Source organism: Pseudomonas sp. LAMO17WK12:I5 (assembly GCF_900215165.1).
In the GTDB taxonomy this organism is placed as follows: Bacteria; Pseudomonadota; Gammaproteobacteria; order Pseudomonadales; family Pseudomonadaceae; genus Aquipseudomonas; species Aquipseudomonas putida_A.
Genome location: NZ_OBDS01000005.1, coordinates 252,545 through 277,720 on the forward strand (window position 1 = coordinate 252,545; position 25,176 = coordinate 277,720).

The 25,176-nt window shown below is 59.7% G+C and carries 27 protein-coding genes and 3 tRNA genes; 12 read left to right on the top strand and 18 right to left on the bottom strand.

Going from position 1 to position 25,176, the window contains the following annotated elements; genetic code table 11:
- Nucleotides 1-50: 50 nt before the first annotated feature.
- Nucleotides 51-1,229: a hypothetical protein gene (locus CRO59_RS10690; protein ID WP_097087315.1), complete on the top strand. Its 1,179-nt coding sequence runs from the start codon at nucleotides 51-53 to the stop codon at nucleotides 1,227-1,229.
- Nucleotides 1,230-1,302: 73 nt separating this feature from the next.
- Here the strand turns inward: CRO59_RS10690 and CRO59_RS10695 are convergent, their stop codons facing one another.
- Complete coding sequence (locus CRO59_RS10695; protein WP_027612671.1) at nucleotides 1,303-2,367, bottom strand: 3-deoxy-7-phosphoheptulonate synthase; 1,065 nt, start codon at nucleotides 2,365-2,367, stop codon at nucleotides 1,303-1,305.
- Between the two features lie 615 nt (nucleotides 2,368-2,982).
- Between CRO59_RS10695 and CRO59_RS10700 the strand changes: the two genes are divergently transcribed.
- From CRO59_RS10700 to CRO59_RS10740, 9 genes are all read left to right on the top strand, one after another.
- Entirely contained in the window at nucleotides 2,983-3,744 is a 762-nt protein-coding gene (locus CRO59_RS10700; protein ID WP_097087317.1) for a carbon-nitrogen hydrolase family protein, read from the top strand.
- Nucleotides 3,741-4,184 (top strand): GNAT family N-acetyltransferase, encoded by a 444-nt coding sequence (locus tag CRO59_RS10705; protein ID WP_256578388.1) that lies wholly within the window; start codon nucleotides 3,741-3,743, stop codon nucleotides 4,182-4,184. The genes CRO59_RS10700 and CRO59_RS10705 overlap by 4 nt, the downstream gene beginning before the upstream one ends.
- A gap of 127 nt (nucleotides 4,185-4,311) precedes the next feature.
- Nucleotides 4,312-4,953: a UvrY/SirA/GacA family response regulator transcription factor gene (gene uvrY, locus CRO59_RS10710; protein ID WP_024012761.1), complete on the top strand. Its 642-nt coding sequence runs from the start codon at nucleotides 4,312-4,314 to the stop codon at nucleotides 4,951-4,953.
- Between the two features lie 2 nt (nucleotides 4,954-4,955).
- Nucleotides 4,956-6,779: an excinuclease ABC subunit UvrC gene (gene uvrC, locus CRO59_RS10715; protein WP_027612674.1), complete on the top strand. Its 1,824-nt coding sequence runs from the start codon at nucleotides 4,956-4,958 to the stop codon at nucleotides 6,777-6,779.
- Between the two features lie 32 nt (nucleotides 6,780-6,811).
- On the top strand, nucleotides 6,812-7,372 hold the full coding sequence (pgsA, locus tag CRO59_RS10720; protein ID WP_003225417.1) for a CDP-diacylglycerol--glycerol-3-phosphate 3-phosphatidyltransferase: 561 nt from the start codon (nucleotides 6,812-6,814) through the stop codon (nucleotides 7,370-7,372).
- Nucleotides 7,373-7,432: 60 nt separating this feature from the next.
- Nucleotides 7,433-7,508, top strand: a tRNA-Gly gene (locus CRO59_RS10725).
- A 46-nt stretch (nucleotides 7,509-7,554) separates the two neighbouring features.
- Nucleotides 7,555-7,628 (top strand) — tRNA-Cys (locus CRO59_RS10730).
- A 192-nt stretch (nucleotides 7,629-7,820) separates the two neighbouring features.
- A tRNA-Leu gene (locus CRO59_RS10735) sits at nucleotides 7,821-7,907 on the top strand.
- 340 nt (nucleotides 7,908-8,247) lie between these two features.
- Nucleotides 8,248-8,688 carry a hypothetical protein gene (locus CRO59_RS10740; protein WP_096796531.1) on the top strand — a complete coding sequence of 147 codons (441 nt, stop codon included), beginning with the start codon at nucleotides 8,248-8,250 and terminating at the stop codon, nucleotides 8,686-8,688.
- A gap of 153 nt (nucleotides 8,689-8,841) precedes the next feature.
- Here the strand turns inward: CRO59_RS10740 and CRO59_RS28745 are convergent, their stop codons facing one another.
- The 12 genes from CRO59_RS28745 to CRO59_RS10795 form a co-directional block, all read right to left on the bottom strand.
- The gene (locus tag CRO59_RS28745; RefSeq protein WP_166495875.1) at nucleotides 8,842-9,003 is read right to left on the bottom strand and encodes a hypothetical protein; all 162 of its coding nucleotides are present in this window, start codon (nucleotides 9,001-9,003) and stop codon (nucleotides 8,842-8,844) included.
- Between the two features lie 201 nt (nucleotides 9,004-9,204).
- The gene (msrA, locus tag CRO59_RS10745; protein ID WP_097087319.1) at nucleotides 9,205-9,711 is read right to left on the bottom strand and encodes a peptide-methionine (S)-S-oxide reductase MsrA; all 507 of its coding nucleotides are present in this window, start codon (nucleotides 9,709-9,711) and stop codon (nucleotides 9,205-9,207) included.
- A gap of 207 nt (nucleotides 9,712-9,918) precedes the next feature.
- The gene (locus tag CRO59_RS10750) at nucleotides 9,919-10,203 is read right to left on the bottom strand and encodes a hypothetical protein (protein ID WP_097087321.1); all 285 of its coding nucleotides are present in this window, start codon (nucleotides 10,201-10,203) and stop codon (nucleotides 9,919-9,921) included.
- A gap of 107 nt (nucleotides 10,204-10,310) precedes the next feature.
- The gene (locus tag CRO59_RS10755) at nucleotides 10,311-10,541 is read right to left on the bottom strand and encodes a hypothetical protein (protein ID WP_007964939.1); all 231 of its coding nucleotides are present in this window, start codon (nucleotides 10,539-10,541) and stop codon (nucleotides 10,311-10,313) included.
- 122 nt (nucleotides 10,542-10,663) lie between these two features.
- Entirely contained in the window at nucleotides 10,664-10,894 is a 231-nt protein-coding gene (locus CRO59_RS10760; protein WP_007964938.1) for a hypothetical protein, read from the bottom strand.
- A 70-nt stretch (nucleotides 10,895-10,964) separates the two neighbouring features.
- On the bottom strand, nucleotides 10,965-12,590 hold the full coding sequence (locus CRO59_RS10765; protein ID WP_097087323.1) for an ABC-F family ATP-binding cassette domain-containing protein: 1,626 nt from the start codon (nucleotides 12,588-12,590) through the stop codon (nucleotides 10,965-10,967).
- Between the two features lie 145 nt (nucleotides 12,591-12,735).
- Nucleotides 12,736-13,764, bottom strand: coding sequence for a DNA topoisomerase IB (locus tag CRO59_RS10770; protein ID WP_097087325.1), 1,029 nt, complete (start codon nucleotides 13,762-13,764; stop codon nucleotides 12,736-12,738).
- Between the two features lie 69 nt (nucleotides 13,765-13,833).
- Nucleotides 13,834-14,913 carry a molybdenum ABC transporter ATP-binding protein gene (gene modC / locus CRO59_RS10775; protein WP_097087327.1) on the bottom strand — a complete coding sequence of 360 codons (1,080 nt, stop codon included), beginning with the start codon at nucleotides 14,911-14,913 and terminating at the stop codon, nucleotides 13,834-13,836.
- Between the two features lie 3 nt (nucleotides 14,914-14,916).
- Nucleotides 14,917-15,597, bottom strand: a complete 681-nt coding sequence (gene modB, locus CRO59_RS10780) for a molybdate ABC transporter permease subunit (protein WP_097087329.1) — start codon at nucleotides 15,595-15,597, stop codon at nucleotides 14,917-14,919.
- On the bottom strand, nucleotides 15,598-16,365 hold the full coding sequence (gene modA / locus CRO59_RS10785) for a molybdate ABC transporter substrate-binding protein (RefSeq protein ID WP_097087331.1): 768 nt from the start codon (nucleotides 16,363-16,365) through the stop codon (nucleotides 15,598-15,600).
- Between the two features lie 168 nt (nucleotides 16,366-16,533).
- Nucleotides 16,534-17,598: a nitronate monooxygenase family protein gene (locus tag CRO59_RS10790; RefSeq protein ID WP_097087333.1), complete on the bottom strand. Its 1,065-nt coding sequence runs from the start codon at nucleotides 17,596-17,598 to the stop codon at nucleotides 16,534-16,536.
- 101 nt (nucleotides 17,599-17,699) lie between these two features.
- Nucleotides 17,700-20,162, bottom strand: a complete 2,463-nt coding sequence (locus CRO59_RS10795) for an autotransporter (protein ID WP_097087335.1) — start codon at nucleotides 20,160-20,162, stop codon at nucleotides 17,700-17,702.
- 188 nt (nucleotides 20,163-20,350) lie between these two features.
- Here CRO59_RS10795 and CRO59_RS10800 point away from each other — a divergent pair, with 188 nt between their 5' ends.
- Together CRO59_RS10800 and CRO59_RS10805 are read left to right on the top strand one after the other, a co-directional pair.
- Nucleotides 20,351-21,334: an MDR family oxidoreductase gene (locus CRO59_RS10800; RefSeq protein ID WP_097087337.1), complete on the top strand. Its 984-nt coding sequence runs from the start codon at nucleotides 20,351-20,353 to the stop codon at nucleotides 21,332-21,334.
- A 61-nt stretch (nucleotides 21,335-21,395) separates the two neighbouring features.
- On the top strand, nucleotides 21,396-21,854 hold the full coding sequence (locus CRO59_RS10805) for a GyrI-like domain-containing protein (protein ID WP_097087339.1): 459 nt from the start codon (nucleotides 21,396-21,398) through the stop codon (nucleotides 21,852-21,854).
- Here CRO59_RS10805 and ada read toward each other — a convergent pair.
- The 5 genes from ada to CRO59_RS10830 form a co-directional block, all read right to left on the bottom strand.
- Nucleotides 21,851-22,918 (bottom strand): bifunctional DNA-binding transcriptional regulator/O6-methylguanine-DNA methyltransferase Ada, encoded by a 1,068-nt coding sequence (gene ada, locus CRO59_RS10810; protein WP_097087341.1) that lies wholly within the window; start codon nucleotides 22,916-22,918, stop codon nucleotides 21,851-21,853. The genes CRO59_RS10805 and ada overlap by 4 nt on opposite strands.
- An 86-nt stretch (nucleotides 22,919-23,004) precedes the next feature.
- A complete protein-coding gene (gene alkB / locus CRO59_RS10815; RefSeq protein WP_097087488.1) occupies nucleotides 23,005-23,670 on the bottom strand; it encodes a DNA oxidative demethylase AlkB in 666 nt (221 codons plus the stop codon).
- 5 nt (nucleotides 23,671-23,675) lie between these two features.
- Entirely contained in the window at nucleotides 23,676-24,386 is a 711-nt protein-coding gene (locus CRO59_RS10820; protein WP_097087343.1) for a 2OG-Fe(II) oxygenase, read from the bottom strand.
- Nucleotides 24,387-24,481: 95 nt separating this feature from the next.
- A complete protein-coding gene (locus CRO59_RS28750) occupies nucleotides 24,482-24,652 on the bottom strand; it encodes a hypothetical protein (RefSeq protein WP_096796544.1) in 171 nt (56 codons plus the stop codon).
- Nucleotides 24,653-24,682: 30 nt separating this feature from the next.
- Entirely contained in the window at nucleotides 24,683-24,985 is a 303-nt protein-coding gene (locus CRO59_RS10830; RefSeq protein WP_024164475.1) for a DUF1883 domain-containing protein, read from the bottom strand.
- Nucleotides 24,986-25,176 lie beyond the last annotated feature (191 nt).

The following is a 25,176-nucleotide window of genomic DNA, read 5'->3' on the forward strand; positions in this document are numbered from 1 at the left end:
GTTCGACGCGGCCTTCACGGCGGCGTTTTATCCAAGGAATGGAGCTACGAATGTCTATATACGAAGCCACCGGCGATTCTTCTGTGGTACCAGCGTCAAATATGTCCCCTGTAGCGGATGAATCCGGTGAACACCGTCTTCTGAGTTTGAAGGTGGACGGCGACCACTTCGAATTCTGCTATCGACACGCGTCTGCGGCGGCAGACTCTCCAGACTCGTGGCTGCCTGCACCGATGCTTGAGGTTATGGAGGGTGGAATGCTTGATCCTTCACTGGACCATGCATTCGTCAGGGTGGCGCCTTACCCGAACATGTTGTGCGGCGACAAACTTGTGCTGAGCTGGCAAGGACTGGATGACGAAGGATTGCCCTATATTCACGAAACCACTCGTGCGGTCAGTGAAAGTCAGGTGGGTCAGGAACTCGTCTTTATCATAAAGGGTTTGCACATCGCAGCGCTGGAGCGCGGCTCGCTGGAGGTTTACTGGACGCTGTACAGCGTTGCGCTGCAGAAGCCCGTGTCATCCAGTCGTTTGCAGCTGAATGTGGGTGATCCGGAACCCGATCTGCTGGCTCCGATCCTTGAAGAGACGGTGGGCGGGACGCTCGATCCAGCCCGTGTCCCGCAGGGCACTAGCGTTATCGTGCGACCTTACGCCCGCATGGCTGTCGGGGACCGGGTCATCCTGTCGTGGCAAGGGGTCGAAGGACTGCCGGTGATCAGTGATGTGTTGCTCGTGGAGCCGTTTGCTGTCGGCGAAGCGCTGTCTTTCTGGATACCCGCAGATCGCATCGCCCCTCATCGTATGCAGGAGGTGAGCGTCAGCTACCGGGTGGAGTCAGGGTCGGCGCAGGTGAGGAACTCTGCAACCTCGCGAATTCTGATCGCGCCATTGATGCGAGGCGAGCTCGCAGCTCCGCAGGTGCTGGAAGCGCAAGATGGCGAACTGGAGGCAGCAGATGCCGAGGATGGCATTACCGTGGTGATCGGCAATGCCCAAGCCGAGGAGGGGGAGCTGGTTTACTTGAAATGCGATGGTGAGTATTTCAGTCACCGCGATGATCGGGACATCACCCGGGAAACTGCAGGCGAGCCCTTGGTATTCATCGTGCCTTATCGTTTCTGGCGAGAGCATCGGGAAACTGTGGTGCAGGTGTCGTATTCAGTGGAGCGGCTGGATGATGTCAGCCAGGCTTCCGAGATAACACGCATCCGGGTGCGGGCATAACCCGGTGGTGAAGTCTGAGCGATGATTCAGCCTTTGCGGGATTTTGATAAGCCCGCAAAGGCTGCTCGGATCATCAGGCTCGAAGACGTTCGGCAGCGCTCGACAGCAACTGTTCCGTCGCACTAAACCCAAGGCAACCATCGGTAACCGACACCCCGTAACGCAGTGTGGGGCTCAAGGGCTGGCAGCCTTCGAACAGGTGGGATTCAATCATCATGCCGATCAAGGAACGATCGCCCAGCAGGCGTTGTTCGAGAACCGCGTTGAACACGTCGGGCTGGCGCAATGGGTCCTTGCCGCTGTTGGCGTGGCTACAGTCGACCATGATCCGGCTCGGAATTTTCAGTCGGCTCAGGTCGGCATGTACCCGGGCGACGCTTTCGCGATCGTAGTTAGGACCGTGATGACCGCCGCGCAGCACTATATGAGTGTCGGGGTTGCCCGGGGTCTGGATGATCGCCGGGTGCCCTTGGCTGTCGACACCGAAGTGTCGGTGCGGATGTGCTGCTGAGCGCATGGCGTCGACGGCTACACCTACGCCACCGTCGGTGCCGTTCTTGAAACCAACGGGCATGTTCAAGCCGCTGGCCATTTCCCGGTGAATCTGCGATTCGGTGGTGCGTGCACCGATAGCAACCCAACTGAGCAGGTCGTCGAAGTAGCCGGCCGCCATTGGTTGCAGCAACTCGGTAGCGATGGGCAGCCCCAGGCGGATCATCTCAAGCATCAATTCACGCGACAGGGTCAGGCCGCCAGCCATGTCGTCGCTGCCATCCAGGTGCGGGTCGTAAGCCAGACCTTTCCAACCGACGGTGGTGCGGGGTTTTTCGATGTAGGCGCGCATCACCAGCAGCATCTCGTCGCTGACTTCATGGGCCAGGCGGGAAAGTTTTTCGGCGTATTCGAGTGCGGAGCGCGGGTCATGAATCGAGCAAGGGCCGACGACGACCAGCAGGCGATGGTCTTCGCCATTGAGGATCGCGCGGACCGCCTGGCGGTGGGCTGCGACTTGCTGGGCGAGGGCATTGCTCAGGGGCAATTGCTGTTTGAGCTGCAACGCGCTGGGCAGACGCAGGGTCAGTGCTTCGTTGGCAGAATCAAGGGTGGTCAGTGGCAGAGCAGAAACAGACGAGTTCATATTCGGGATTCCTGGGCTGGCGGCGGGTGTTTCCCGCTCACTCGGCCCTACTGGGGTGTTCGACAATTGGCCGGATTGGCTGCGTGTGTGTGCTTGCCACCTGTGGGTGACCGATCGGAGGCGGCAGGCTGTCCCGAGCGGAGGTTGCTAAATCGCCAGGCGGTAAAAGTGTCGTAACGGTAATAAGTGGCGTAGTTCATGTCGTGATTCCTCAAAGTTCTGGTGTGTTGCTGAAAAATTTGGGGCCTGAAAAAACAAAACCCCCGGTCGGGAGGCCGACCGGGGGTTGAGAATTCTCTGGTAGGCGACCCGTTTTTATGGGCGCCGGTGGGTATCAGGCGCGCCAGTGGCTAAACCAATACCCAAAATAAAAGCTGACAGGAGCGCAAACGTCATTCGCCCGGGCAGCCGCAACCGAGCGCAGGGCGCTGGCGGAACGAAGCTGTGAGAGGGCGTTGAACATGGTTTGTCTCCGATGAATGCGCCGAGCTTACTAGAGGCCCGTACGGCTGAGCAATCAGAAATTGCTATCGCCATTGCGGAGGTTACCTATCGCTTGAGTGCTGCAGGCGTTGTGACACACTGGTTGCTTTGCACAAACACCAAGGATGATTCATGTCGATGTTCACGGTCGCTGCAGCTCAGTCGCTCTCCATTGCCGGTGGTCTGGCGGCGAACCTCGCCCGTCATTTGCGCTTCATGGCCGTGGCGGCGGAGCAGGGCGTCGAGCTGCTGGTGTTCCCGGAGCTGTCGCTGACAGGCTACGAAGGCCAGATGGCCGCAGACCTGGCAATCGATCCGCAGGATGCTGTGCTGCAACCCTTGCGCGATTGCGCTCGCGAGCTGGGCCTCACCGCTGTCGTCGGTATGCCGATTCGCGATAGGGACAGTTCGAAGGTATTGATCGGCGCGCTGACATTAGGAGGGGATGGTTCTCTTGAGGTTTACAGCAAACAACATCTGCACAGTGGCGAAGAGCTTTTCTATGCCCCAGGTGCTGGTGGTTCGTCCTTGAGCATAGGCGGCGATACCGTAGCGCTGGCGGTCTGCGCTGACTTTTCCCACGCCAGTCACGCGGCAGCGGCCGCCAATCTTGGTGCCGACCTGTACGCAGCAGGCGTGCTGATCGGGGAAAAAGGCTACGGCGTGGATAGCGCGCTGCTGCAGGGCTATGCCCAAAACCACTCAATGGCGGTGCTGATGGCCAATCACGCCGGGCTCACGGGTGGATGGCAATCGGCGGGTCGCAGCGCGTTCTGGTCTGAAAGCGGGACGCTGGTGGTGGCGGCGCGAGGGCCGGGTGAAGTGTTGGTTATTGCCCGGCGTGATGCCGGCGCATGGCAGGGGCGGGTAGTACCCGTGGCGGTAGACCTGTGACCTGGGCATTGCGTCGTGTCGAATCGGCAGATCGGGCGTTCGCCCGAAAGCTGACGTGCCAGAACATGCTGCGCTATTACATTGACCACGAGCTGCTGTGGCAGGACGAAGCGTTCGACGTTGCCTGGGATGGGCGGGACAACTGGCTGGTCCTTCTTGGTGAAGTTCCTGTGGGATTTTTCAGTCTCAGTCATGATCGCCGGGCCTTGTACATCCGCGAGCTGCAAATAGCCGAGGCCTCTCGCAGGCAAGGTGCAGGATCCTGGGCGATTGATCAGGTTGTCGCTTTGGCTCGCGGCGAAAAACTGTCAGCACTGCGTTTGACAGTATTCAAAAATAATCCGGCGCAAAGTCTGTATAAGAGAAAAGGCTTCAAGGTGTGCGGTGAGGACGAGTGTTTCCTGAGGATGGAGCTCGATTTCGGTACACTTGTGCTCTGAAACCCACGGCCGGCAAGCCTTCGATGATGAATTGAAACTTTTTAAATGATGCTTGCCGCTAGGTCTGTCTGGCACTTTTTGCTAAGGTGTCCGGCATCCCAATAAGACCATATCGCGAGGTGTCTGCTTGATTAGGGTGCTAGTGGTCGACGACCATGATCTCGTTCGTACAGGCATTACACGTATGCTGGCCGATATCGATGGCTTGCAGGTGGTTGGACAGGCCGAGTCCGGGGAAGAATCCCTGATCAAGGCCCGTGAGTTGAAACCCGATGTGGTCCTGATGGACGTAAAGATGCCCGGTATTGGTGGCCTCGAGGCCACGCGCAAGCTGTTGCGCAGCCACCCGGACATCAAGGTCGTCGCGGTGACCGTGTGCGAGGAAGATCCATTTCCTACGCGCCTGTTACAGGCTGGTGCCGCCGGCTACCTGACCAAGGGCGCTGGTTTGCCGGAAATGGTTCAGGCGATCCGTCTGGTGTTTGCCGGGCAGCGATACATCAGCCCGCAGATTGCCCAGCAACTGGCGATCAAATCGTTCCAGCCAACCAACGATTCCCCTTTCGACGCCTTGTCCGAGCGGGAAATCCAGATCGCGTTGATGATTGTCGGCTGCCAGAAGGTGCAGATCATCTCCGACAAACTCTGCTTGTCGCCGAAAACGGTGAACACATATCGCTACCGGATTTTCGAAAAGCTGTCGATCAGCAGTGACGTCGAGCTGACGTTGCTGGCTGTGCGCCACGGCATGGTGGATGCCAGCGCCTGATCATGACTGAAGTATTCGATTCCGGCGCCTTCCTGGCGACTGTCAGTGGGCGCCCCGGCGTCTATCGCATGTTCGACAGCGATGCGCGCCTGCTGTATGTCGGCAAGGCCAAGAACCTCAAGAAGCGCCTTGCCAGCTATTTTCGCAAGACCGGGCTGGCGCCAAAAACCGCTGCGCTGGTCGGGCGTATCGCGCAGGTCGAAACGACCATTACCGCCAACGAAACCGAGGCGTTGCTGCTTGAGCAGACGCTGATCAAAGAGTGGCGGCCGCCGTACAACATTCTGCTGCGCGACGATAAGTCCTATCCCTATGTCTTTCTGTCTGACGGCCAATTCCCACGTCTGAGCATCCACCGTGGCGCGAAGAAGGCCAAGGGCAAGTATTTCGGCCCGTACCCGAGCGCCGGGGCGATTCGCGAAAGCCTCAGCCTCTTGCAAAAGACCTTTTTCGTCCGTCAGTGCGAAGACAGCTATTACAAAAATCGCACGCGCCCGTGTCTTCAATATCAGATCAAGCGTTGCAAGGCGCCTTGTGTCGGTCTGGTCGAACCTGAGGTCTACGCCGAGGATGTACGCCATTCGGTGATGTTTCTCGAGGGGCGCAGTCATGCCCTGACCAATGAGCTGTCCACGGCAATGGAAGAGGCGGCAATCAATCTCGAATTCGAGCGCGCCGCCGAGTTGCGTGACCAGATTGCCTTGCTGCGCCGTGTTCAGGATCAGCAAAGCATGGAAGGTGGAACGGGCGACATCGATGTTATCGCAGCTTTCGTCAACCCGGGCGGCGCTTGCGTTCACTTGATCAGTGTGCGCGGCGGTCGGGTGTTGGGCAGCAAGAACTTCTTTCCGCAGGTGGGTATCGAGGAGGAGGTCGCTGAAGTCATGGCGGCGTTCCTCGGTCAGTACTACATCAGCAGTCCGGAGCGCGACCTGCCAGGCGAACTGATCGTCAACGTGGTTCCCGAAGACGCCACGGCTCTGATCGACGCCATCCACGAGCTGCGCGGTCGGGAGCTGAGCATCAGCCACCGGGTACGCGGCACGCGGGCTCGATGGCAGCAGTTGGCGGTCACCAATGCCGAGCAAGCGCTGGGTGCACGCCTGGCCAACCGGCAACACACGGCTGCGCGCTTCGATGCGCTGGCAGAAGTGCTGAACCTGGATGAGCCGCCGCAGCGTCTTGAGTGCTATGACATCAGTCACTCCAGTGGTGAGGCCACCGTCGCTTCCTGTGTCGTGTTCGGCCCGGAAGGCGCGATCAAATCCGACTATCGTCGCTATAACATTGAAGGCGTCACGGCGGGTGATGATTATGCAGCCATGCACCAGGCGTTGACCCGGCGCTTCAGCAAACTGAAGGACGGGGAGGGCAAGCTGCCGGACATTCTGTTGGTGGACGGCGGCAAAGGTCAGTTGTCGATGGCCCGCGACGTACTCAACGAACTGGCAGTGCCGGATCTCATTCTGCTGGGTGTGGCCAAGGGCGCAACACGCAAGGCGGGCTTCGAAACTTTGTATCTCAATGATGCCGCGCATGAGTTCACGCTGCGTGGCGATTCCCCGGCGTTGCACCTGATCCAGCAGATTCGTGACGAGGCGCACCGCTTCGCAATCACCGGCCACCGTGCGCGGCGCGGCAAGACCCGCCGCACCTCGACGCTGGAAGGCGTTGCAGGTGTCGGGCCGACCCGACGTCGGGACTTGTTGAAACATTTTGGTGGATTGCAGGAGCTGTCTCGTGCAAGCATCGAAGAGATCGCCAAAGCACCGGGGATCAGTAAAAAGCTCGCAGAGTCGATTTATGCAAACCTGCATAGCGAGTAGAATGCCAACTCACCTCGTAGCCAGTTGTGCCGATGAATATCCCTAATCTGATTACCGTTCTCCGCGTCCTGCTCATCCCGATCTTCATTTTGCTGTTTTACCTGCCTTACCAGTGGAGCTATATGGCCTCCGCTTCGGTATTCGCCTTTGCGGCGGCAACTGATTGGCTGGATGGCTATCTGGCCCGCCGCCTTGAACAAAGCACGCCGTTCGGCGCGTTTCTCGATCCGGTTGCCGACAAACTGATGGTGGCAGTCGCTTTGGTACTGCTGGTTCAGGAACACGGCAATTTGTGGCTGACACTTCCCGCAGCCGTCATCATCGGCCGCGAGATTGTCGTATCGGCCTTGCGTGAATGGATGGCCGAACTCGGTGCCCGCGCTCATGTAGCAGTGTCCAATCTCGGCAAGTGGAAAACCGCGGCGCAGATGCTGGCGCTGGTGATCCTGCTGGCCAATCCCCGCGATTTCAGCTTCTGGGTGCTGCTGGGTTACGCCTTGCTGATGATCTCGGCGGGCCTGACGTTGTGGTCGATGGTTCAATACCTGCGGGCCGCCTGGCCGCATCTGAAAACCGACGTTGAAAAGAAATAAAACTTTTTTGAATCAAAGGGTTGACGGGGCATCTGAAATCTATAGAATGCGCCACACCAAGCGGGAATAGCTCAGTTGGTAGAGCACGACCTTGCCAAGGTCGGGGTCGCGAGTTCGAGTCTCGTTTCCCGCTCCAAGTTTGTACGCGGTTGTTGTTGTGCTACTAAACAGCGATCGTTTGAGGCCGAGTAGCAAAATGGTTATGCAGCGGATTGCAAATCCGCCTACGCCGGTTCGATTCCGACCTCGGCCTCCACTATAAACAAGCTCCGTAGATCCATGATTTACGGAGCTTTTTTATTTTCAGTGCGCTGCAAGATTAAGTCTTGAAATCAGCCACTGTGAACTTGCTTCACCGGGACGTGATGTATATATTTCCCGCTCTGCTTCAAATGCTCAACAGACAGATTCTCTGGTCGACTGATTTGAGCACTACAACAGCGCTACCGCCCGAATGGCGAAACTGGTAGACGCATGGGACTTAAAATCCCCCGCTCGTAAGGGCGTGCCGGTTCGATTCCGGCTTCGGGCACCATCTTAAATCAAGGGTTTGCGGGCGAAAGCTGAGGCAAACCCTTGTTTGTTTTCGGATTGCCATTTTTAACTGGCTCCTCGTCAATTTTTCCATCCCTTGTCGTTCCTGCGCACAGAGACCGTTGGTCACTTCTCGATGCAACCAATCCTGCAAGCGTCTACGTTTGTGGCTTGGTCGAAGATATCAAAAGTCATTGAGTGAACATTTTAGCTTGACCCGGTGGCGTTGATATCAGAATGGATCTTGATCAAGGCGCGGTACATCGCTCAGGCGATCGGCATTCAGACGGGCTGTCTGTTACGCCCGCCCCGCCATTTTTGACGTGTTAAGGAGAACACCGATGGCAATCAATCAAGTGCACGCAGCAACCGATAAAACCGCTCTCGTCGAAGCCGAGGTGTACCGTTGGTACAATCTCTTCTTTCCGTGGTCGCGCGGTATGTCTTCCCGGTCGGAGGGCGCCATCAAGCCTCTGTACGATGCGTTGGCGAATGACTTCCGTGTGGTACTCACCGATGGAGAGATCATGTGTCGGGCGGACTACTGGGAGCGACTTTGGGGCTTGTATGGCAAGCGTGCTGGAAGCCCTGAATCACACATCACCAACCTCTCGATCACAGCGCTTCCCGGGGACTGTTTCCTGGCCGTCTTCGACCTTGTCAAAGACGGCATTACCAAGAAGAAAGTCGATTCGGCGCTGATGCGCGTCGATCAGGCCTCGCCATCTGGAATTTCATGGGTTTATGTCCATGAAAGCGAGCACGAAAGGAGCTTTGCGTAAGTCACTTGAGTTGCACTCTCGTGGCTAAAAAGCCTGGATGTTTTTAACGTTGACGAATAATCAGGCCCAGCCCCGCGCTGGGCTTTTTTGTATCTGCTATTCGGCCAGAAAACAAAAAGCTCAGGCATACCCGGGCCGGTTCAGGGAACACATTCAGCGCGAATCAACCTCTTTTGCAGCCTGGGCGTTTGATCGTTCCTTGCGCCTGCGCAGCCAACTGAAGAATGCATGTACCGGGTGCAAAAACGCAGCCAGTACGCACAGTAGCATGATGGTGAAAATGGCAATCAGCGGGAGGCTTTCGTGCGAGAACATGGTGGGGTACTCCTGTAGGCACTATGTTGGAACCTGCAGGCTAGACGCATTGATCCATGCTTGCGATGAACGTATGTTCATCCTCGGATGCTTGAACTGTGCTACGGAGGGCTCACCAAAATGATCAATTCCAGAGGTGCGCGAGCGCCGGCCTTCAGTAAAGGCCAGCGCTGTGCGTGGAGTGATTACGCAGGTGTGTTATTAGCTGCGCTTGGGCAACTTCCAGTTCGGACGGATGAAGTGGCAGGTGTAGCCATTCGGTATCCGCTCCAGGTAGTCCTGGTGCTCAGGTTCCGCTTCCCAGAACGGCCCGGCAGGTTCGATTTCGGTGACTACCCGGCCCGGCCAAAGTCTGGAAGCGTCAACGTCGGCAGCGGTATCCTCGGCGATGTCGCGTTGCTCGTCGCTGAGGTAATAAATCGCCGAACGATAGCTGGGGCCGAGATCGTTGCCTTGACGGTTGGGTGTACTCGGATCGTGGATCTGGAAGAAGAACTCGAGGATCTGCCGGTAGCTGATCACCGCCGGGTCGAAGATGATTTCAATGGCTTCAGCGTGATTGCCGTGGTTGCGGTAGGTGGCGTTCGGTACATCGCCGCCGCTGTAGCCGACTCGCGTCTGCAATACGCCGGGATAACGCCGCAGCAGGTCCTGCATGCCCCAGAAGCAGCCCCCGGCGAGAATCGCGGTTTCGGTTTGTCCGGTCATGATTTTTTGCCTCTCGGTGACTGTGGATACGGTTCTGGTTATGAGGGCGCGTAGGCTATTTGCAAGCTTGCCTCAGGGCTACGGGCTGCTCGAACCGGAGTTTTCAACAAAAAGCCCTGACGATAAGGTCAGGGCATTGATGGGTTCGAGCGGTGAATTCGGGACAATTCACGTCGAGTGATGGACTTTAAACACGACATCAATCGGTTATACGAACGCTTGCCCGAAAAAGCCCCTTGGCAGGCGCTGCGGCCCGGCCAGCGCGGTCAGGCGTTCGATCCACTCCGAACGCCAGTTCGACGCACCGTGATCAGCCTTGGTGTGGCGCGCTGTGCGGCGTGCGGCATTGCGCTGGGTCTTGCGTGCTTCTTTGTAGGCGTCGGTGTTGCGGCAGCTGCGGCATTTGACGCGATTGAGTTCCAGGCTTGAGGCAAGGTTGTCGCCCTTGTGACCACAAGCCAGATGTCCGTCTGTTTTGAAATGGATAACCATGAACCGTCTCCTGAGTGACGTGTACAGGTTTTGACCTTCCACGACCCCAGGCGTTCGCCGGATCGGCCCAATGGTAAGCCCGGAGACTGTCGATTATCCCTGTGCAGTCATCTGAAGCGTGGCAGTGGCCGCTCGACCGGTTGTAGCGACGACAGGGTGCTGCGGATCAGCGGTGTGTCTTTTTCGATGTCGTTCAGTCGATCGCGGATGCGCAGGGCAGTCGGATGGCCGCCTTGATGGTCGACCCAGTCGGCGATTTCCTTGCAGGCCGCGGCAAGTCGCGCCTGACGAGAGTCGAGCAAGGTGAGGAGGGTGGTGATGGACTCTTTTTCGGACATGGAACACCTCCGTTCAGACAAACCGTTGAGAGGCAGCAAAAAGCCCGCGAGCTGCGAGCTCTCTGCCGTTGGGGCGCTGGTCCGTCAGCTGCTTTGAGTATAGACCCCGCCTGTCAATTGCATCAGCCGGCCGATTGTCGCGCCGGCAGCGGCGAGCTGGCCGCATTGAGCCGTCGGCATTCGCGTCGGGCATCTTCCTCAAGATCGTAGCCGTCGCCGATGAAGCCGCCGGTGCGGGTGTCGTTGATCCGAAACCAACTGCTGGCCTCAGCGGGTTCATGTTGGCTTTCCCCGGCGCGGCGGCCGTGAATGATGATCTTGTTGCAGCGTTTTACGACAAAGATGTCTTCCATGGCGTCACCACAGCAAATAGGTGTCAGATCAACTATAGAAGCCTTGGCCAATCGTGCAAAAAATAGCCAGTCAGTTCGTCGGTTGCAGCCGCCATTCTGTGGCATGCCAATCCAGACGATGCGTCGGTTTCAACGCCTGTAGAAACTCAGTGTCGTGGGAAACCGCAACAATTGCGCCGGGAAACGTCTGCAATGCCTGCTCGAAAGCCTGAACCGATGCCAGGTCCAGGTGATTGCTCGGCTCATCGAGCAGCAACAGTTGCGCAGGCGTCTTGCCCCACAAGGCCACCGCCAGCGCGGCTTTCAAACGTTCTCCACCGCTCAGTGAAGCGCTCGCTCGAGTGACCCGTTGCGCGTCCAGTTGCAGATGCGCCAGATGGCTGCGCAATTCGCTCTCACTCAACGGACTCTGCAGCGCGAGCAGTTGCTCGATGACGCTGAGACGGTCATCCAGCAGCTTCAGATGCTGGTCCAGATAAGCCGCAGGAACATGGGTGATGCATTCGCCGCTGGCGGGATGCAGTTGACCTGCGAGCACTCTGAGCAACGTCGATTTGCCGCAGCCATTCGGACCATTGACGGCGACGCGCACAGGACCGCTCAGCGTGAGATTGAACGGTTGCGCTGGCAGCCATGGCAGGCACGTATCAATCAACGAGCAGACTCTGCGCGCAGCAGGCACTGCGCTGCCGGGCAGGTTCATCAGCACCGCATCATCCGCGAGCACTTTGGCATAGGCATCGCGCACCCGTGCATCAAGCTCCGATTTGCGCTGCTGATGACCATGACGCACCTGGCCCATGATCTGCCTCGCCGCACCTTTCAGGCCGGCGCGTTCGAAGCCCGAGACGTTGGCGGTTTTGGCATTGCGCAGTGAGCGGGCGGCATGCCGCTGGATGGTGTCGTGCTCGTTTTGCAAGCGCTGCTGCTCGCGCCGGCGCTCGGTTCGGCTTTGATCCAGCGTCGCTTGCGCCGCCGCCTGATGGATTTGTCGTTGCTGCTGGTAAGCGGAAAAATTGCCGCCGTACACCGTGACACCCAGCGGCGTCAGCTCGACGATACGCTGCATGCGTTCAAGCAATTGCCGGTCGTGACTGACGACGATCAATCCGCCGCGCCAGCGTTCCAGTTCGCTCATCAACCAGTCGCGGCCGAGGCCGTCGAGATGGTTGGTCGGTTCATCCAGCACCAACAGATGCGCCGGATTCAGAAGCGCCCCGATCAACGCCAGCCGCGCTTGCTGGCCGCCGCTCAGCGGTTGGGTCAGATCGGTGGGAGCAATGTCCGGCAGACCGGCGTTATCCAGCGATTGGCGCAGACGTTCGGGCAGATCCCAGCGCTCGCCGAGGATGTCGAAATCTTCTGCTGCCGCCTCGCCAGACTGCAGCCCTTGCCATGCGCGAAGGGCGGCGGCGGTGCCGGTGGCGTCGGCCACGGTCTGTCCCGCGTCGGTGGTAAATGTTTGCGCCACATAAGCCAATGGAGCCGAGCAGGTGACGCTGCCGGCAGTCGGTTGCAAGTGTCCGGCAATCAGCTTGGCCAGCACGCTCTTACCGACGCCGTTGCGCCCGACGATGGCGGTGTGGGTGTGATCGAATTGCAGATTCAGGTCGTTGAAAATCGTCTCGCCATTGGCGAACTGAAAAGTCGTTTGATTCAGGGAGACGAGGGCAGGCGTACGCGAGACGTGAGTCATCGGCACCTCCGAATAATGTCGTCAACACTGACAGGCGCTATTCAGCGCTTGTCGCGATTACATTTTCAGAAGGCTTGATTGTTCACTTTCTGCGGTCGTCCGGAAGGGGGAAAGGTGGCTAGCCTAGATCACCCATCCAGCGCGATCAAGGCGCGTCCATCATTTGCTCGAGAAACATCGCCAGCGCCACTTCCTCGGAGCGCAAGCCCTTGCGCACCCGCGGGCGTGGCAGTTCAGCCAGCGCACCGAGCAGGAAGCGCTCGACCACCGCCGGATGGATGTAGCACTTGCGGCACACCGCCGGGGTGTTGCCCAGCTGTTTGGACACGCTCTTGACCATCTCCACCACATGCCGTTTCGCCTCGGCTTCCGACTCCCATTGCAGTTCGCGTAATACCGCCAAAGCCAGTGCGCTGCCGGCCCAGGTGCGGTAATCCTTGGCAGTGAAGTCGGCGCCGGTGAGGGTTTGCAGGTAGCTGTTGACGTCATGGGAACTGACGGTGTGCCGCTCGCCGTTTTCGTCCAGATACTGAAACAGATTTTGTCCGGGGATTTCCAGGCAGCGCTTGATGATGCGCGCCAGGCGACGATCCTTGACGGTGATCTGGTGTTCGATACCGCTTTTGCCGCGAAACTGGAACAGGATCGCGCTGCCGTTGACCTCGACATGCCGGCTGCGCAGGGTGGTCAGGCCATAGGAGCGGTTGTCCCGCGCGTATTGGGTATTGCCGACACGAATCAATGTGGCGTCGAGCAGCGTGATGACCGTGGCCATGACTTTGTCGCGGCTGAAGCCGGGGGCGTCCAGCAAGCTTTCGAGCTGTTTGCGTAACTTCGGCAGCGCCAGGCCGAACTCACGCAAGCGCGAGTACTTGTCGGCATCACGCACCTCGCGCCAGCGCGGGTGATAGCGATACTGCTTGCGGCCCCGGGCATCGCGTCCGGTGGCCTGCAAATGGCCACGCGGATCGGCGCAGATCCACACGTCGGTGTAGGCCGGCGGCACTGCCAGCGAATTGATCCGTTTGATCTCATCAGGGTCGGTGATGCGCTGCCCGGCCGGATCGAAATAGGTGAACTTGCCACGCAGCTTTTTACGGGTGAGGCCGGGTTGGGTATCGTCGACGTAATGCAGGTCGGGCGGTAAGACGTCGGCTAGTGCGGTGTCGGGCATGGCGGTGTCCTTGGCGAATCGCTCTGTTACAGCGATTGACCGCGCGCCATGGCCGTCGTGCCAACCAATTCAGGCCAGCACGGCGACGGCCTTGATCTGCGCCCACAAATGCTGGCCCGGGTGGATGCCGAGCTGATCCCGGGAAAACCGCGTGATCCGCGCCAACAGTGGTGTGCCGCCGGCATCCAGACGAATCAGCACATGCGCGGCATTGTCCGCCGCCAGCTCGCTGACCACGGTCACCGGTAAGCGATTGAGGATGCTGCTGGCCTCGCTGTTGTGCAGGGCCAGACTGATATCGCGGGCGTGCACCTTGCAGCGCAGGGCCTGACCGACCGCCATCGGCGCGTGAGTCACCCGGATGTTCATGGCAGTCGCCGGCAATTGCAGACTCAGCAACTGGTACTCGGCATCATAGGCGCTGACCTGGCCTTCGATGATCACTCCGGCGTCATCGCCCAACGCCATTGGCAGGTCAAGGCGCGCGAGGGTTTCGCCAATCGGGCCGCTGGCCAGGGCCTTGCCGTCGCTGAGCAGCACCAGATGATCGGCCAGGCGGGCGACCTCATCCTGCGCATGGCTGACGTAAAGCACCGGGATGTCCAGCTCGTCGTGCAGACGTTGCAGGTACGGCAGGATTTCGTTTTTGCGCTGGCTGTCGAGAGCGGCCAATGGCTCATCCATCAGCAACAGTTTCGGGCTGGTCAACAGCGCGCGGGCGATGCCGACACGTTGGCGTTCGCCGCCGGACAGATGCTGCGGATGACGCTCCAGCAAATGACCGATGCCCAGCAGTTCGGTGGCTTGCGCCATGTCGACCCGGCGCTGGGCCTTGGCAATGCGTTTAAGGCCAAATTGCAGGTTGGCCAGCACTGACAGGTGCGGAAACAGACTGGCTTCCTGGAACACGTAACCGATTGCACGTTTGTGCGGCGGGACAAAAATCCGCCGTTCGCTGTCCTGCCAGACTTCGTCGTTGATCTGGATGAAACCCTGCTCGGCTCGCTCAAGCCCGGCGATACAGCGCAGGCAAGTGGTTTTGCCCGATCCGGAATGGCCATACAGCGCAGTCACGCCACGCCCCGGCAAGTGCAGATCGACATCCAGGTTGAAACCCGGATAAGTGATTTTCAGACGTGCATCAATCATCGATCAGCTCCAACCCGCGCGGGTCTTGCGGCTGGAGTAGAGCGCCAGCAACACCAGAAACGAAAACACCAGCATCGCCCCGGCCAGCCAATGGGCCTGAGCATATTCCATCGCCTCGACATGGTCGTAGATCTGCACCGAGACCACGCGGGTCTTGTCGGGAATGTTGCCGCCGATCATCAGCACCACGCCGAATTCACCAACGGTATGCGCGAAACCGAGGATCGCCGCCGTCACGAAACCGGGGCGGGCCAACGGCAGGATCACGCTGAAAAAAGTGTCCCAGGGATTGGCGCGCAGGGTCGCGGCCACTTCCAGTGGGCGGGTGCCGATGGCGGAGAACGCGTTCTGCAACGGTTGCACCACAAACGGCATGGAATAGATCACCGAACCCATCACCAGCCCGGTAAAACTGAAGGTCAGAGTGCCCAGACCCAGCCATTGCGTGAAGTGGCCGAGAAAGCCATTGGGCCCCATCGCCAGCAGCAGATAAAAGCCGATCACGGTCGGCGGCAGTACGAGGGGCAGGGCGACGATTGCGCCGATGGGGCCACGCAGCCAGGAACGGCTGCGCGACAACCACAGGGCAATCGGCGTGCCGACGACCAGCAGGATAGCGGTGGTCAGGGACGCCAGTTTCAGGGTCAGCCAGATCGCCGCGAAGTCGGCACTCGTCAGCGACATTTAGAGTTGGTAACCGTAGGACTTGATCACCGCAGCGGCTTTCGGACCCTTGAGGTATTCAACCAGCGCTTTGGCGGCGGCGCTGTCCTTGCCTTTGTTGAGAATCACCGCGTCCTGTTTGATCGGGTCGTGCATGCTTGCTGGAACGATCCACGCCGAACCGCTGGTGACCTTGCCGTCCTTGTAGATCTGCGACAGCGCGACGAAGCCCAGTTCGGCGTTGCCGGTGGACACGAACTGGTAGGCCTGGGTGATGTTCTGGCCTTCGACGATTTTCGCCTTGGTCGCCTCGGTCAGCTTGAGTTTTTCCAGCACTTGAGTAGCGGCCAGACCGTATGGCGCGGCTTTCGGATTGGCGATGGACAGGTGCTGGTATTCATTCTTCTTCAGGACTTCACCTTTGGCGTCGACATAACCATCTTTCGCCGACCACAGGGCCAGGGTGCCGATGGCGTAGGTGAAGCGCGAACCCTTGACGGTGTCGCCTTCTTTTTCCAGTTTTTCCGGCGTGGTGTCGTCCGCCGAGAGGAACACTTCGAACGGTGCGCCGTTTTTGATCTGGGTGTAGAACTGGCCGGTGGCACCGTAAGCGGCGACCAGTTTGTGCCCGGTGTCTTTTTCGAAATCGGCAGCAATCGCCTGGATCGGCGCGGTGAAGTTGGCGGCAACGGCCACCTGCACTTCATCAGCCTGAGCGGTACCGAAGGCGAATACCGCAAGCAGGGTGGCCAGGCAGGTTGGGGCAAAACGTGGGGCACGAATGGTCATGTAACAGCTCCGTTATGGGCGAGTGCAGAGGGCAGTTATTGTTGGAGGTGGACTGCACCGATGCGAAGGGTGGAACGCTATATAGCGAAATATATAGCGAAATGCCGCTAAACAGGAAGTGCTGGTGAACACAGGGTGAGGTGGTGCCATGTCTCACCCTGCGCCGGATCAGCGGCGGAGCAGTTTTGCCAGAGCGCCATCCGCCAGTTGCCGGGTCAGATCAGCGCTGTTCAGCTCTTCGCCCAATGGGAACGCCTGACCGGCCCAGAGGTTGCTGAACTGCGCTTCACTTTTGGCACGCAACGGCATCAGCGCCCCGCCGGCCAGCGGGAAGGCCGGGGCTTTCGGTGACATCGGGCCGATTTCGCGCATCACCCGATTGAGAATGCCGCGAGCCGGGCGGCCGGTGAACAGGTTGGTAATCGCGGTTTCGCTTTCCTTGGCGCTGCGCAGCGCCTGGTGATGCGAGGCGCTGACTTTCGCTTCCGGGGTGAACAAATACGCGGTGCCGACCTGCACCGCTGACGCACCGAGTACCAATGCTGCGGCCACACCGCGCGCATCGGCAATGGCGCCGGCAGCGATCACCGGCACCTTGACCGCATCGACGATCTGCGGCACCAGCGCAAAGGTGCCGACCTGACTGCTCAAATCATCGCGGAGAAACATCCCGCGATGCCCGCCAGCCTCGTAACCCATGGCGATGATCGCGTCGCAACCGTTTTGCTCAAGCCACATCGCTTCATCGACAGTGGTGGCGGACGAGAGGATTTTCGCACCCGTGGCCTTGACCCGATCCAGCAGGGATTTTTCCGGCAGACCAAAGTGAAAGCTCACCACCTCAGGACGAAACTCTTCGAGCACGGCGCACGCTGCCGCATCGAATGGCGCGCGGTTGGAAACCGGTGTCGGTGCGTCGAAATCGACGCCCAGTTCGCGGTAGTACGGCTCCAGCAGATTCTTCCATTCTTGCGCGCGCTGTTCATCGGCGGACGGTGGCTGGTGGCAGAAGAAATTGACGTTGAACGGTTTGCGGGTGTGCTCGCGAATGGTTTTCAGCTCTTCGCGCAACTGCTCGATGCTCAGCATTGCGGCAGGCATCGAACCCAAGCCGCCGGCGTTGCACACGGCGATCACCATTGCCGAAGTCGTGGCGCCGGCCATCGGGGCCTGAATGATCGGCAGCTCGATGCCGAGCAGGTCAAGAATGCGAGTGTCAGGCCATTGGCTCATGAAAGCGGTTCTCCGAACGATGAAACGGGGCAGGGACGGCAGAGCCGGTTTTTTAACAGCAAAACCGGACTCGGGGCCAGTCTGAATTTTCAATGCAGCCATCAGCGGCGATGAAAACCGCCGCCCCCGCCGCCCCCAAATGAGCGGTTCATGACTTGCGAGGAGTTGTGAAAGTTGTTGGTGCGCTGGTTGCCGAAGTTGCGCGCAGCAGACTCGCGATTGAGGTTCTGCAGTTGCGCATTGTTGTTGACCGGCGCCGTGCGGGCCGGGCTGCCCTTGACCATCGATTGCCAGCCGTTGTCGGTTTTCTTGTAGACGTTGCCGTCGCGCCCGGCATAGACGTTGTCGCCAATCCGTGCGGCGCCGCCGTTGCGGCCTTTCACGCCGGCATACTGCGTGGTCTTGTCGGTGTTGGGGTTGTACACCGCGCCACGATTGGCGGTGACCTGGGTGCCGGTGCGAGCATTACCTGCGGTGACCCGGCCACCGGCGATGGCGCCACCATTCGGCCCGACCACTTCACCGCTGCGTCCAGCCGCGTAGTTGCCGGTGTAGGCGTTGTGCACCGCGCCGCGTTGGCCTGCTGCCGCAATGCCGGTGCGCGAGTTATAGGACGAGCCAACCTGACCGGCCCAGCGATTGCCGGTCCAGGCGTTGTATCCGGCGCCATAGCGACTCACCGTCGCGCGATCCCCCCACTGACGATAAATGTTGCCGGTGGTGCCTGCCCAGCCACCGGGCCCCCAGGCAACAGCACCGCCACGATAGCCATAAGCGGCGCCACCCCAGGCCAGTGGCGCCGGATACAGGCGCGGCCCCCAGGCATAACCCCAGCCGTAATTGCCCCACCATGGATAAGCGCCCCAGCCCCAACCCATCGCCACGGTGTTGCCGCCCCAGCTCCAGCCGAAGCCGAAACCGAAGGTCCAGCCTGTCCACGGCGTATAGCGCATGGCGACGCCGAAACCGTAGGTCACCGGTGGCCCGTACCAGACGCTGCCGACCCACGGCGTGTACGGATAACCGGTGCCGTAGACCACCACGCCGGTGGCCGGATCCAGATTCGACCCTTGATAACCCGGGGTATAGCCGACCACCACGGTGTCCCCGCTGGACTCATAGACTTTGACGTAGGTGAGGTAATGCATCGGCGAACTCGGCGGGATCGAATAGATCACCGCCGGCACCGAACTGGCGACGCTCCATGGTCCGTTCACCGAGGTGGCGCTGAACCAGATACCGTTTTCCACCGCATACCAGTTGTCGTTGTCGACACGAATAATCGGCGTCGCGCTGTTGACCACGTACTGCAGGGATGTGCTGTTGATTGCCTTCAACTGTGGCTCGCCATCGAACTGCGGTGCGGTCATTTTCACTGCGCTTTTCTTGATCGCCGAGGTTTGCGGGATGGTCGCCGCGATCGCGGCTTCCTTGGCCTGCGGTGTGCCGGCGACCGAAGCCTTGACGTTCTCTTTCGGGCTGTCATCCGGGATGTTGGCGAAATCTGCCGGTAGTTTGTCCGCTGGGGTAAACGTCCATTGGCCGCGCATGTCGGCAGCGCGAAACCAGCGCCCGGAGATCAGCACGTAACTGTTCTGGTCACCGATTTCCTTGAAGATGTGCCCGGTGGTGTTGCTCACGTAGAGCAGGCTGGTGCCCTGAATCGGTAGCCACTGCGGCGCGCCGTCGGTGACGATCAGCTCAGTGGGCGTGGTGGCGATGAAGATTTTCGGCTGCGGCGGTCTGGCCAGATTTGGCACCTTGTCTTTCGGATCACTCTGCCCGGTCAGCAGATCGACCTGACGGCTCTGGATCGCCGCCTGTTTGGCCTTCTCCAGATCGGCTGGCGGTGTGGTCAGACGGGTATATTCGCCGCTGAGGCTGTCAGCGACCATCCAGCCATCGAACACGTGCAGGTAGTGCTTGCCCTCAGCGTCCTTGAGCAATAGCGGGCGGGTGTTGATCACCCGTTGCAGCGCGGTGCCATCGACCGCCCGGTACACGGCGTCGCCATCGATGTAGACGAGCAGCGCCGGGACGTCGGAACTGATGATCGTCGGCGGGGTGTTTTCCAGCGGCGCGCTGTCGGCTTTCTGCTCGGCCGACAGCACGCCGACGGCGGCTTCAAGTTGATCGAGGGAGATGGTTTTCTTGCGACTTTCGGCATCTTTCTGCAGCGCGCCGAGCCAGACGTCGGCCTGACTGGCGTCGGCAGGGAAGTCGGCCTTGATGATCTTGTATTGATCCAGTGCGACCCAGCGCGTGGCCTTGTCGACCAGCGTGTGCGCGCTGAACTGGACGATGCCGAAGGTGGGTTTGCCGTCGGCGCCGGTGGCTTCGACGGCAGCCCGGGCATTGAGGGTGTAGCCATCCCAGCTGTCGAGTTGCGGCTGGTACACGGTCAGTTTGGCCTTGCCGCTGGTGATCACTTGCGGCCACGTCGGCGCGCTCGGGGCAGCGTCGGCAGCAGCAGGTTTGCTGGCGGTAGCCGGGGCCGCCCAAGTGTTGCCAACCGTCAGCAGGCACAGCATCAGTATTGCAAGCAACGAGCGCGGGTAAGACATTGTCAGCTCCATCGACAGGGCCGCTTTCAGCAGGATGGCAGCGAAAGCACGACCGTCGAAAAAGCATAGCCGCCCGCTTCACAATTACCGGGCGGATTCGCGAATTGGCGCAAAGTCGGGTGGGGCAATGTGTTGCTTTGTGTTATTTCAGGGCACGAGGATTTGAATCCATTGATTGAGAGGCAGCCATGTTCAACGGCATTTTGATCGACAAAGACGACAGCGGTTATCACGCCAGCCTGCAGCAGATCAGCGAAGCGCAGTTGCCTGAAGGCGACGTGACGGTGAAGGTCGCCTACAGCACGCTGAACTTCAAGGACGGACTGGCGATTACTGGCAGCAGCCCGGTGGTGCGCAAGTTTCCGATGGTGCCGGGGATCGACTTGGCGGGCACGGTCGAGGTCAGTTCGCATCCCGATTACCAGGTCGGTGATCAGGTGCTGCTCAACGGCTGGGGCGTGGGCGAGAGTCACTGGGGCGGGCTGGCGCAAAAGGCGCGGCTCAATGGCGACTGGCTGATTCCGTTGCCCAAAGGCTTTACCGCGGCGCAAGCCATGGCCATCGGTACCGCCGGCTACACGGCGATGCTGTGCATTCTGGCGCTGGAGCGTAACGGCGTGTCCCCGGATCAGGGCGAAGTGCTGGTGACTGGCGCCAATGGCGGAGTGGGCAGTTTCGCCATCGCCTTGCTCAGCAAACTCGGTTATCGCGTGGTGGCGTCCACGGGCCGGGTGTCCGAGCATAAGTACCTGAAGCGACTGGGCGCCAGTGAGATCATCGATCGCGCAACTTTGTCTGAGCCGGGCAAGCCCTTGGCTAAGGAACGCTGGGCCGCAGTGATCGATTCGGTCGGCAGTCACACCTTGGCCAACGCCTGTGCCAGCACCCGCGCCGAAGGCACTGTGGCGGCCTGCGGCTTGGCTCAAGGCATGGATTTTCCGGCGTCGGTGGCACCGTTCATTCTGCGCGGTGTGACCCTGGCCGGAATTAACAGCGTGACCCAGCCCAAGGCACGGCGGATCGAGGCCTGGGCGCGCCTGGCCAAGGATCTGGACTTCGCCCTGTTGCCTTTGATCAGCCATGAAATCGCCCTCAGCGAAGCCATCGACGCGGCACCTGAGCTGCTTGCCGGACAGCTTCGCGGCAGGGTTGTGGTCGACGTCAATCGCTGACAGAGTAGGCGTCATTGCGGCCCTGTGTGGCCGCACTTTTATTAAGGGAGCCGCAATTTCGATGGATTTGAAACGACAGCAAATCGACGCCTTCACCGTTGCTGGCCTGCAGGTTCGCACTACCAACGCCGCAGAGCACCAACCCGAAACCGCGAAAATCGGCCCGATGTGGGGCCGGTTTTTCGGCGAGGAGTTGGCCGAATCCATTCCCGGCAAGTCAGCCAATTCGCCGATTTATGGCGTGTATTCGGCTTACGAGTCGGATGCTTCTGGTGCGTTTGACGTTACCGCTGGCGTTGCCGTGAATGCTTCAGTCAAAGACTTTGAGTCCGTGCGGATCGAAGCGGGCGAGTATCTGGTGTTCGAAGCCCAGGGGCCGTTGCCAGACGCGGTCATCTCGACTTGGGGAAAGATCTGGGACTTCTTTGCAGCCAATCCGCAGATCCAACGCCGTTACGCTACCGACTTCGAGGCCTACACCGGCCCCGAGTCCGTGTCGGTCTACATCGGCGTGCGCTAAGACTGGGTTTCGCGTTCCAGCAACTGGCGCTTACGCTCTACGCCCCAGCGATACCCCGACAGATTGCCATCGCTGCGCACCACGCGGTGGCAGGGAATCGCCACAGCCAGGCGGTTGGCGCCGCAGGCCTGCGCCACGGCGCGCATGGACGTCGGCGCGCCAATGCGCTGGGCGATTTCGGCGTAACTGGCGGTGCGACCCACTGGAATCTCCCGCAACGCCTGCCACACCCGTTCCTGAAACGCTGTGCCACGCACATCCAGTGGCAAGTCGAGGCCTAGCGCTGGCGCTTCGATGAAACCCACCACTTTGGCGATCAATTGCTCGAATCCGGCGTCGGCGCCAATCAGGTTTGCGTTGCGGAACTGATCCTGCAGATCGCACACCAGTTGATGCGGATCGTCGCCCAACAGAATCGCGCACACGCCGCGCTCACTCTGTGCCACCAGAATCGCCCCGAGCGAACATTGGCCAACGGCAAAATGAATGTCGTTGTTGCGACCGGCAGCGCGATAGTCACCGGGCTTCATGCCCAGTACCTTGTCGGCTGACTCATAAAAGCGGCTGTTGGAATTGAAACCCGCGTCGTACAGCGCATCGGTCACCGTGCCGCCATCCGCGAGCCGTTCACGCACCCGGCGCGAACGATGCGCCGCCGCGTAACCCTTTGGTGTCAGGCCGGTTGCGGCCTTGAACACCCGATGAAAATGGAAAGGGCTGAGGCCGGCGGTTTCGGCGAGTTCATTGAGTGCGGGCACTGTTTCACTTGACTCGATCTGCCGACAGGCGATCGCCACGGTCGCGGCGTGCTGGCTGGCGACTTCAGTCTGATCCTTGCTGGTGCGCTTGCTTGGGCGGTAACCCGCCGCCTCGGCAGCTTGAGCACTTTCGAAGAACTCGACGTTCTGCGGCTTGGGTAAACGTGAAAGGCTGCTGGGGCGGCAATAGACGCCGGTGGTTTTCACCGCATAGACAAACTGCCCGTCGGCCCGCGGGTCCCGTGCAACGACAGCGGCCCAGCGTGGATCGGTTTCAACGTTGATGAGGGGCGAAAGCTTTTTCATGGCGAGTAGTCCGTTGACCTGTTTGATTCAGGTTAACCAGCGGCAATGTTGGTAGCACTCCGGGCCTTGCGGTCAAACTTTTCAGATCACCCGGCGACACGCAAGGTCAGGTTGATCCGGCGTTCGCCCAACTGTGGATGCCGCCCGGGTTTGATCGGCAGCACGCCGTGAAAGCGCAAGCGATCGACCCCGCCCCAGATCACCATGTCGCCATGCAGCAGAGGAATGCGCTGGCTATTGTCGCTACGGGCAAAACCACCGAACAGGAACATCGCCGGCAACCCCAATGACAGCGAAACGATCGGCGCCGCGTAGGCTTTTTCGTCTTTGTCCTGATGCAAAGACATTTTCGCGCCGGGGACATATTGGTTGATCAGGCAGGAGTCTGGATGAAAGTCGGCAAATCCAGCGCGCTGTGCTGCTTTGCGCGCCAGTTCTGACAACACTTCTGGCATCGCCGGCCAGGGCTGGCCACTCAGCGGGTCGACGGTGCTGTAGCGATAACCGCTACGGTCGGTGATCCAGCCCAGGGTTCCGCAACTGCTGGTGCCCACCGACATGCTGAAACCGCCCGGGGTCATCATGTGGCGCAACGGTGCTACGGCGAGAATGGCTTCCAGCGCTGGCAACAGTTGATCGATCACCGGCAGGGCGAAGCCGCGCAACACCCACGATTGTTCGCCGATCTGCTCGGCGCGGGGTTGTTGCTCGGGTTCGTGGTCGGCGAACAGGTCGAAGGTGGTCGGGTGCATGGTGTTCATGATGCGTCGTGGAAGATGATGCCCAGAGTATGCCGATTTCCGCTGTGCAGGCGACTGACGCCGTGACGCATGGTCACTCGATAATCGCCGCGAGTGCCGCTGACCGGACGCTGGTTGACTGCAAATATAACCGCGTCACCCTTGTGCAGATCCACAACGTGCGGGCGCGACTGCATGCGTGGACGCTGCTCGGTCAGAACGAACTCGCCACCGGTAAAATCCTCTCCGGGCTCCGACAGAAGAATCGCCACTTGCAGTGGGAAAACCAGTTCTCCGTACAGATCCTGATGCAGGCAGTTGTAGTCCTGCGGGCCGTATTGCAACAGCAAGGGTGTCGGCCGCAGCTGGCCGGCAGCCTGACAGCGCTGCACAAACTCGGAATGGGTTGCGGGAAAGCGTACAGGCATATTCATGCGTTCGTACCAGCGGTTGGCCAGCGGCACCAGGCGCGGGTAAAACGCAGTGCGCAGACGTTCGATGGCTGTCGGCAGGGGATAGCTGAAGTACTTGTATTCCCCGCGACCGAAACCGTGGCGGGCCATGATGACCTGCGAACGAAACGGTTCGGTCTGCGAATACAGGGCGCTCAAGCGTTCACAGGTTTGCGCCGACAGCAACGAGCGGACGATGGCATAGCCATATTGATCCAGATGCTGTTCGAGGCTTGCCCAATCGAGCGCATCCAGCCGAGACGGGGACATTGACATGCTGACTCCTGAACCCTTTGGTCGAGGCTGTCAGTCTGGGCAAATCCCGGCGGCAGAACACTCCGCCGCTTGCGGTCGAATCCCCGAGTGTTGCGTTACAGGGCTTTGCTGACGGCGATGTCGCTGATCACGTCTTCGGTGGTGCCATGGATGGCATCCAGTGCGGCCTTGGCCTCTTCGACGGTGCCGTTTTCCAGTTGCGCGAACTCGAAACGGCGTTCACCGTTGAGCTTGTATTTGATGACGTATTTGGTCGTTTGGGCCACGGTCGTGCTTACCTTTGTGTCAGGGGCGACTCAGCTCAGTTTGGAGCTGGAGCGGCGGATGATCTTGATCGAGTGGGTCAGGGTCGGCTTGCGCGTGACGCTGATGGCGCGACGGTTGACGGTGTCGATGGTGATGTTCCAGAAACCGGTGCTCGGCGCGGTGATTCGTGCAGGAAACGTGTCGAAAGCGCCGCCGTGGTAGGTGTGGCGGCCGCCGTTCTTGAACGCGCGGAAGTTGGCGTCGTTCATCAAGCGGATGTTGCAGGTTTGCGAGCATTGGATGACGACGATGTCGTCCTCGTTGAGGTGCTCGCGCTGGTGAATGAATTTCATGGGCGCCTCCAGAAGGGCTTTTTCTACTAAATCAAAACGATAGCATGTGCGATTGGCGCAGTTTATCAGCCCGAACGGGTTATTATCCCGCCGTCGAGCGCTGCTTTGACAATTAAAAACAGTTATTCGCGATTCCATGCGGGTTTAATGGAGTAAGCCTCGGAGAAAAATGGCATTACTGCTGTCCGAGG

Bases quoted from the DNA above. Each gene is read 5' to 3' on its own strand.
- CRO59_RS28745 (WP_166495875.1), bottom strand. From the start codon at position 9,003: ATGTTCTCGCACGAAAGCCTCCCGCTGATTGCCATTTTCACCATCATG.
- CRO59_RS10820 (WP_097087343.1), bottom strand. From the start codon at position 24,386: ATGTCAATGTCCCCGTCTCGGCTGGATGCGCTCGATTGGGCAAGCCTC.
- CRO59_RS10770 (WP_097087325.1), bottom strand. From the start codon at position 13,764: ATGCCCGACACCGCACTAGCCGACGTCTTACCGCCCGACCTGCATTAC.
- CRO59_RS10795 (WP_097087335.1), bottom strand. From the start codon at position 20,162: ATGTCTTACCCGCGCTCGTTGCTTGCAATACTGATGCTGTGCCTGCTG.
- uvrC (WP_027612674.1), top strand. From the start codon at position 4,956: ATGACTGAAGTATTCGATTCCGGCGCCTTCCTGGCGACTGTCAGTGGG.
- msrA (WP_097087319.1), bottom strand. From the start codon at position 9,711: ATGACCGGACAAACCGAAACCGCGATTCTCGCCGGGGGCTGCTTCTGG.
- ada (WP_097087341.1), bottom strand. From the start codon at position 22,918: ATGAAAAAGCTTTCGCCCCTCATCAACGTTGAAACCGATCCACGCTGG.
- CRO59_RS10750 (WP_097087321.1), bottom strand. From the start codon at position 10,203: ATGGTTATCCATTTCAAAACAGACGGACATCTGGCTTGTGGTCACAAG.
- CRO59_RS10740 (WP_096796531.1), top strand. From the start codon at position 8,248: ATGGCAATCAATCAAGTGCACGCAGCAACCGATAAAACCGCTCTCGTC.
- CRO59_RS10755 (WP_007964939.1), bottom strand. From the start codon at position 10,541: ATGTCCGAAAAAGAGTCCATCACCACCCTCCTCACCTTGCTCGACTCT.
- CRO59_RS10690 (WP_097087315.1), top strand. From the start codon at position 51: ATGTCTATATACGAAGCCACCGGCGATTCTTCTGTGGTACCAGCGTCA.
- CRO59_RS10800 (WP_097087337.1), top strand. From the start codon at position 20,351: ATGTTCAACGGCATTTTGATCGACAAAGACGACAGCGGTTATCACGCC.
- CRO59_RS10700 (WP_097087317.1), top strand. From the start codon at position 2,983: ATGTCGATGTTCACGGTCGCTGCAGCTCAGTCGCTCTCCATTGCCGGT.
- CRO59_RS10760 (WP_007964938.1), bottom strand. From the start codon at position 10,894: ATGGAAGACATCTTTGTCGTAAAACGCTGCAACAAGATCATCATTCAC.
- alkB (WP_097087488.1), bottom strand. From the start codon at position 23,670: ATGCACCCGACCACCTTCGACCTGTTCGCCGACCACGAACCCGAGCAA.
- pgsA (WP_003225417.1), top strand. From the start codon at position 6,812: ATGAATATCCCTAATCTGATTACCGTTCTCCGCGTCCTGCTCATCCCG.
- CRO59_RS10830 (WP_024164475.1), bottom strand. From the start codon at position 24,985: ATGAAATTCATTCACCAGCGCGAGCACCTCAACGAGGACGACATCGTC.
- CRO59_RS10695 (WP_027612671.1), bottom strand. From the start codon at position 2,367: ATGAACTCGTCTGTTTCTGCTCTGCCACTGACCACCCTTGATTCTGCC.
- CRO59_RS10805 (WP_097087339.1), top strand. From the start codon at position 21,396: ATGGATTTGAAACGACAGCAAATCGACGCCTTCACCGTTGCTGGCCTG.
- CRO59_RS10765 (WP_097087323.1), bottom strand. From the start codon at position 12,590: ATGACTCACGTCTCGCGTACGCCTGCCCTCGTCTCCCTGAATCAAACG.
- modC (WP_097087327.1), bottom strand. From the start codon at position 14,913: ATGATTGATGCACGTCTGAAAATCACTTATCCGGGTTTCAACCTGGAT.
- modB (WP_097087329.1), bottom strand. From the start codon at position 15,597: ATGTCGCTGACGAGTGCCGACTTCGCGGCGATCTGGCTGACCCTGAAA.
- modA (WP_097087331.1), bottom strand. From the start codon at position 16,365: ATGACCATTCGTGCCCCACGTTTTGCCCCAACCTGCCTGGCCACCCTG.
- CRO59_RS10790 (WP_097087333.1), bottom strand. From the start codon at position 17,598: ATGAGCCAATGGCCTGACACTCGCATTCTTGACCTGCTCGGCATCGAG.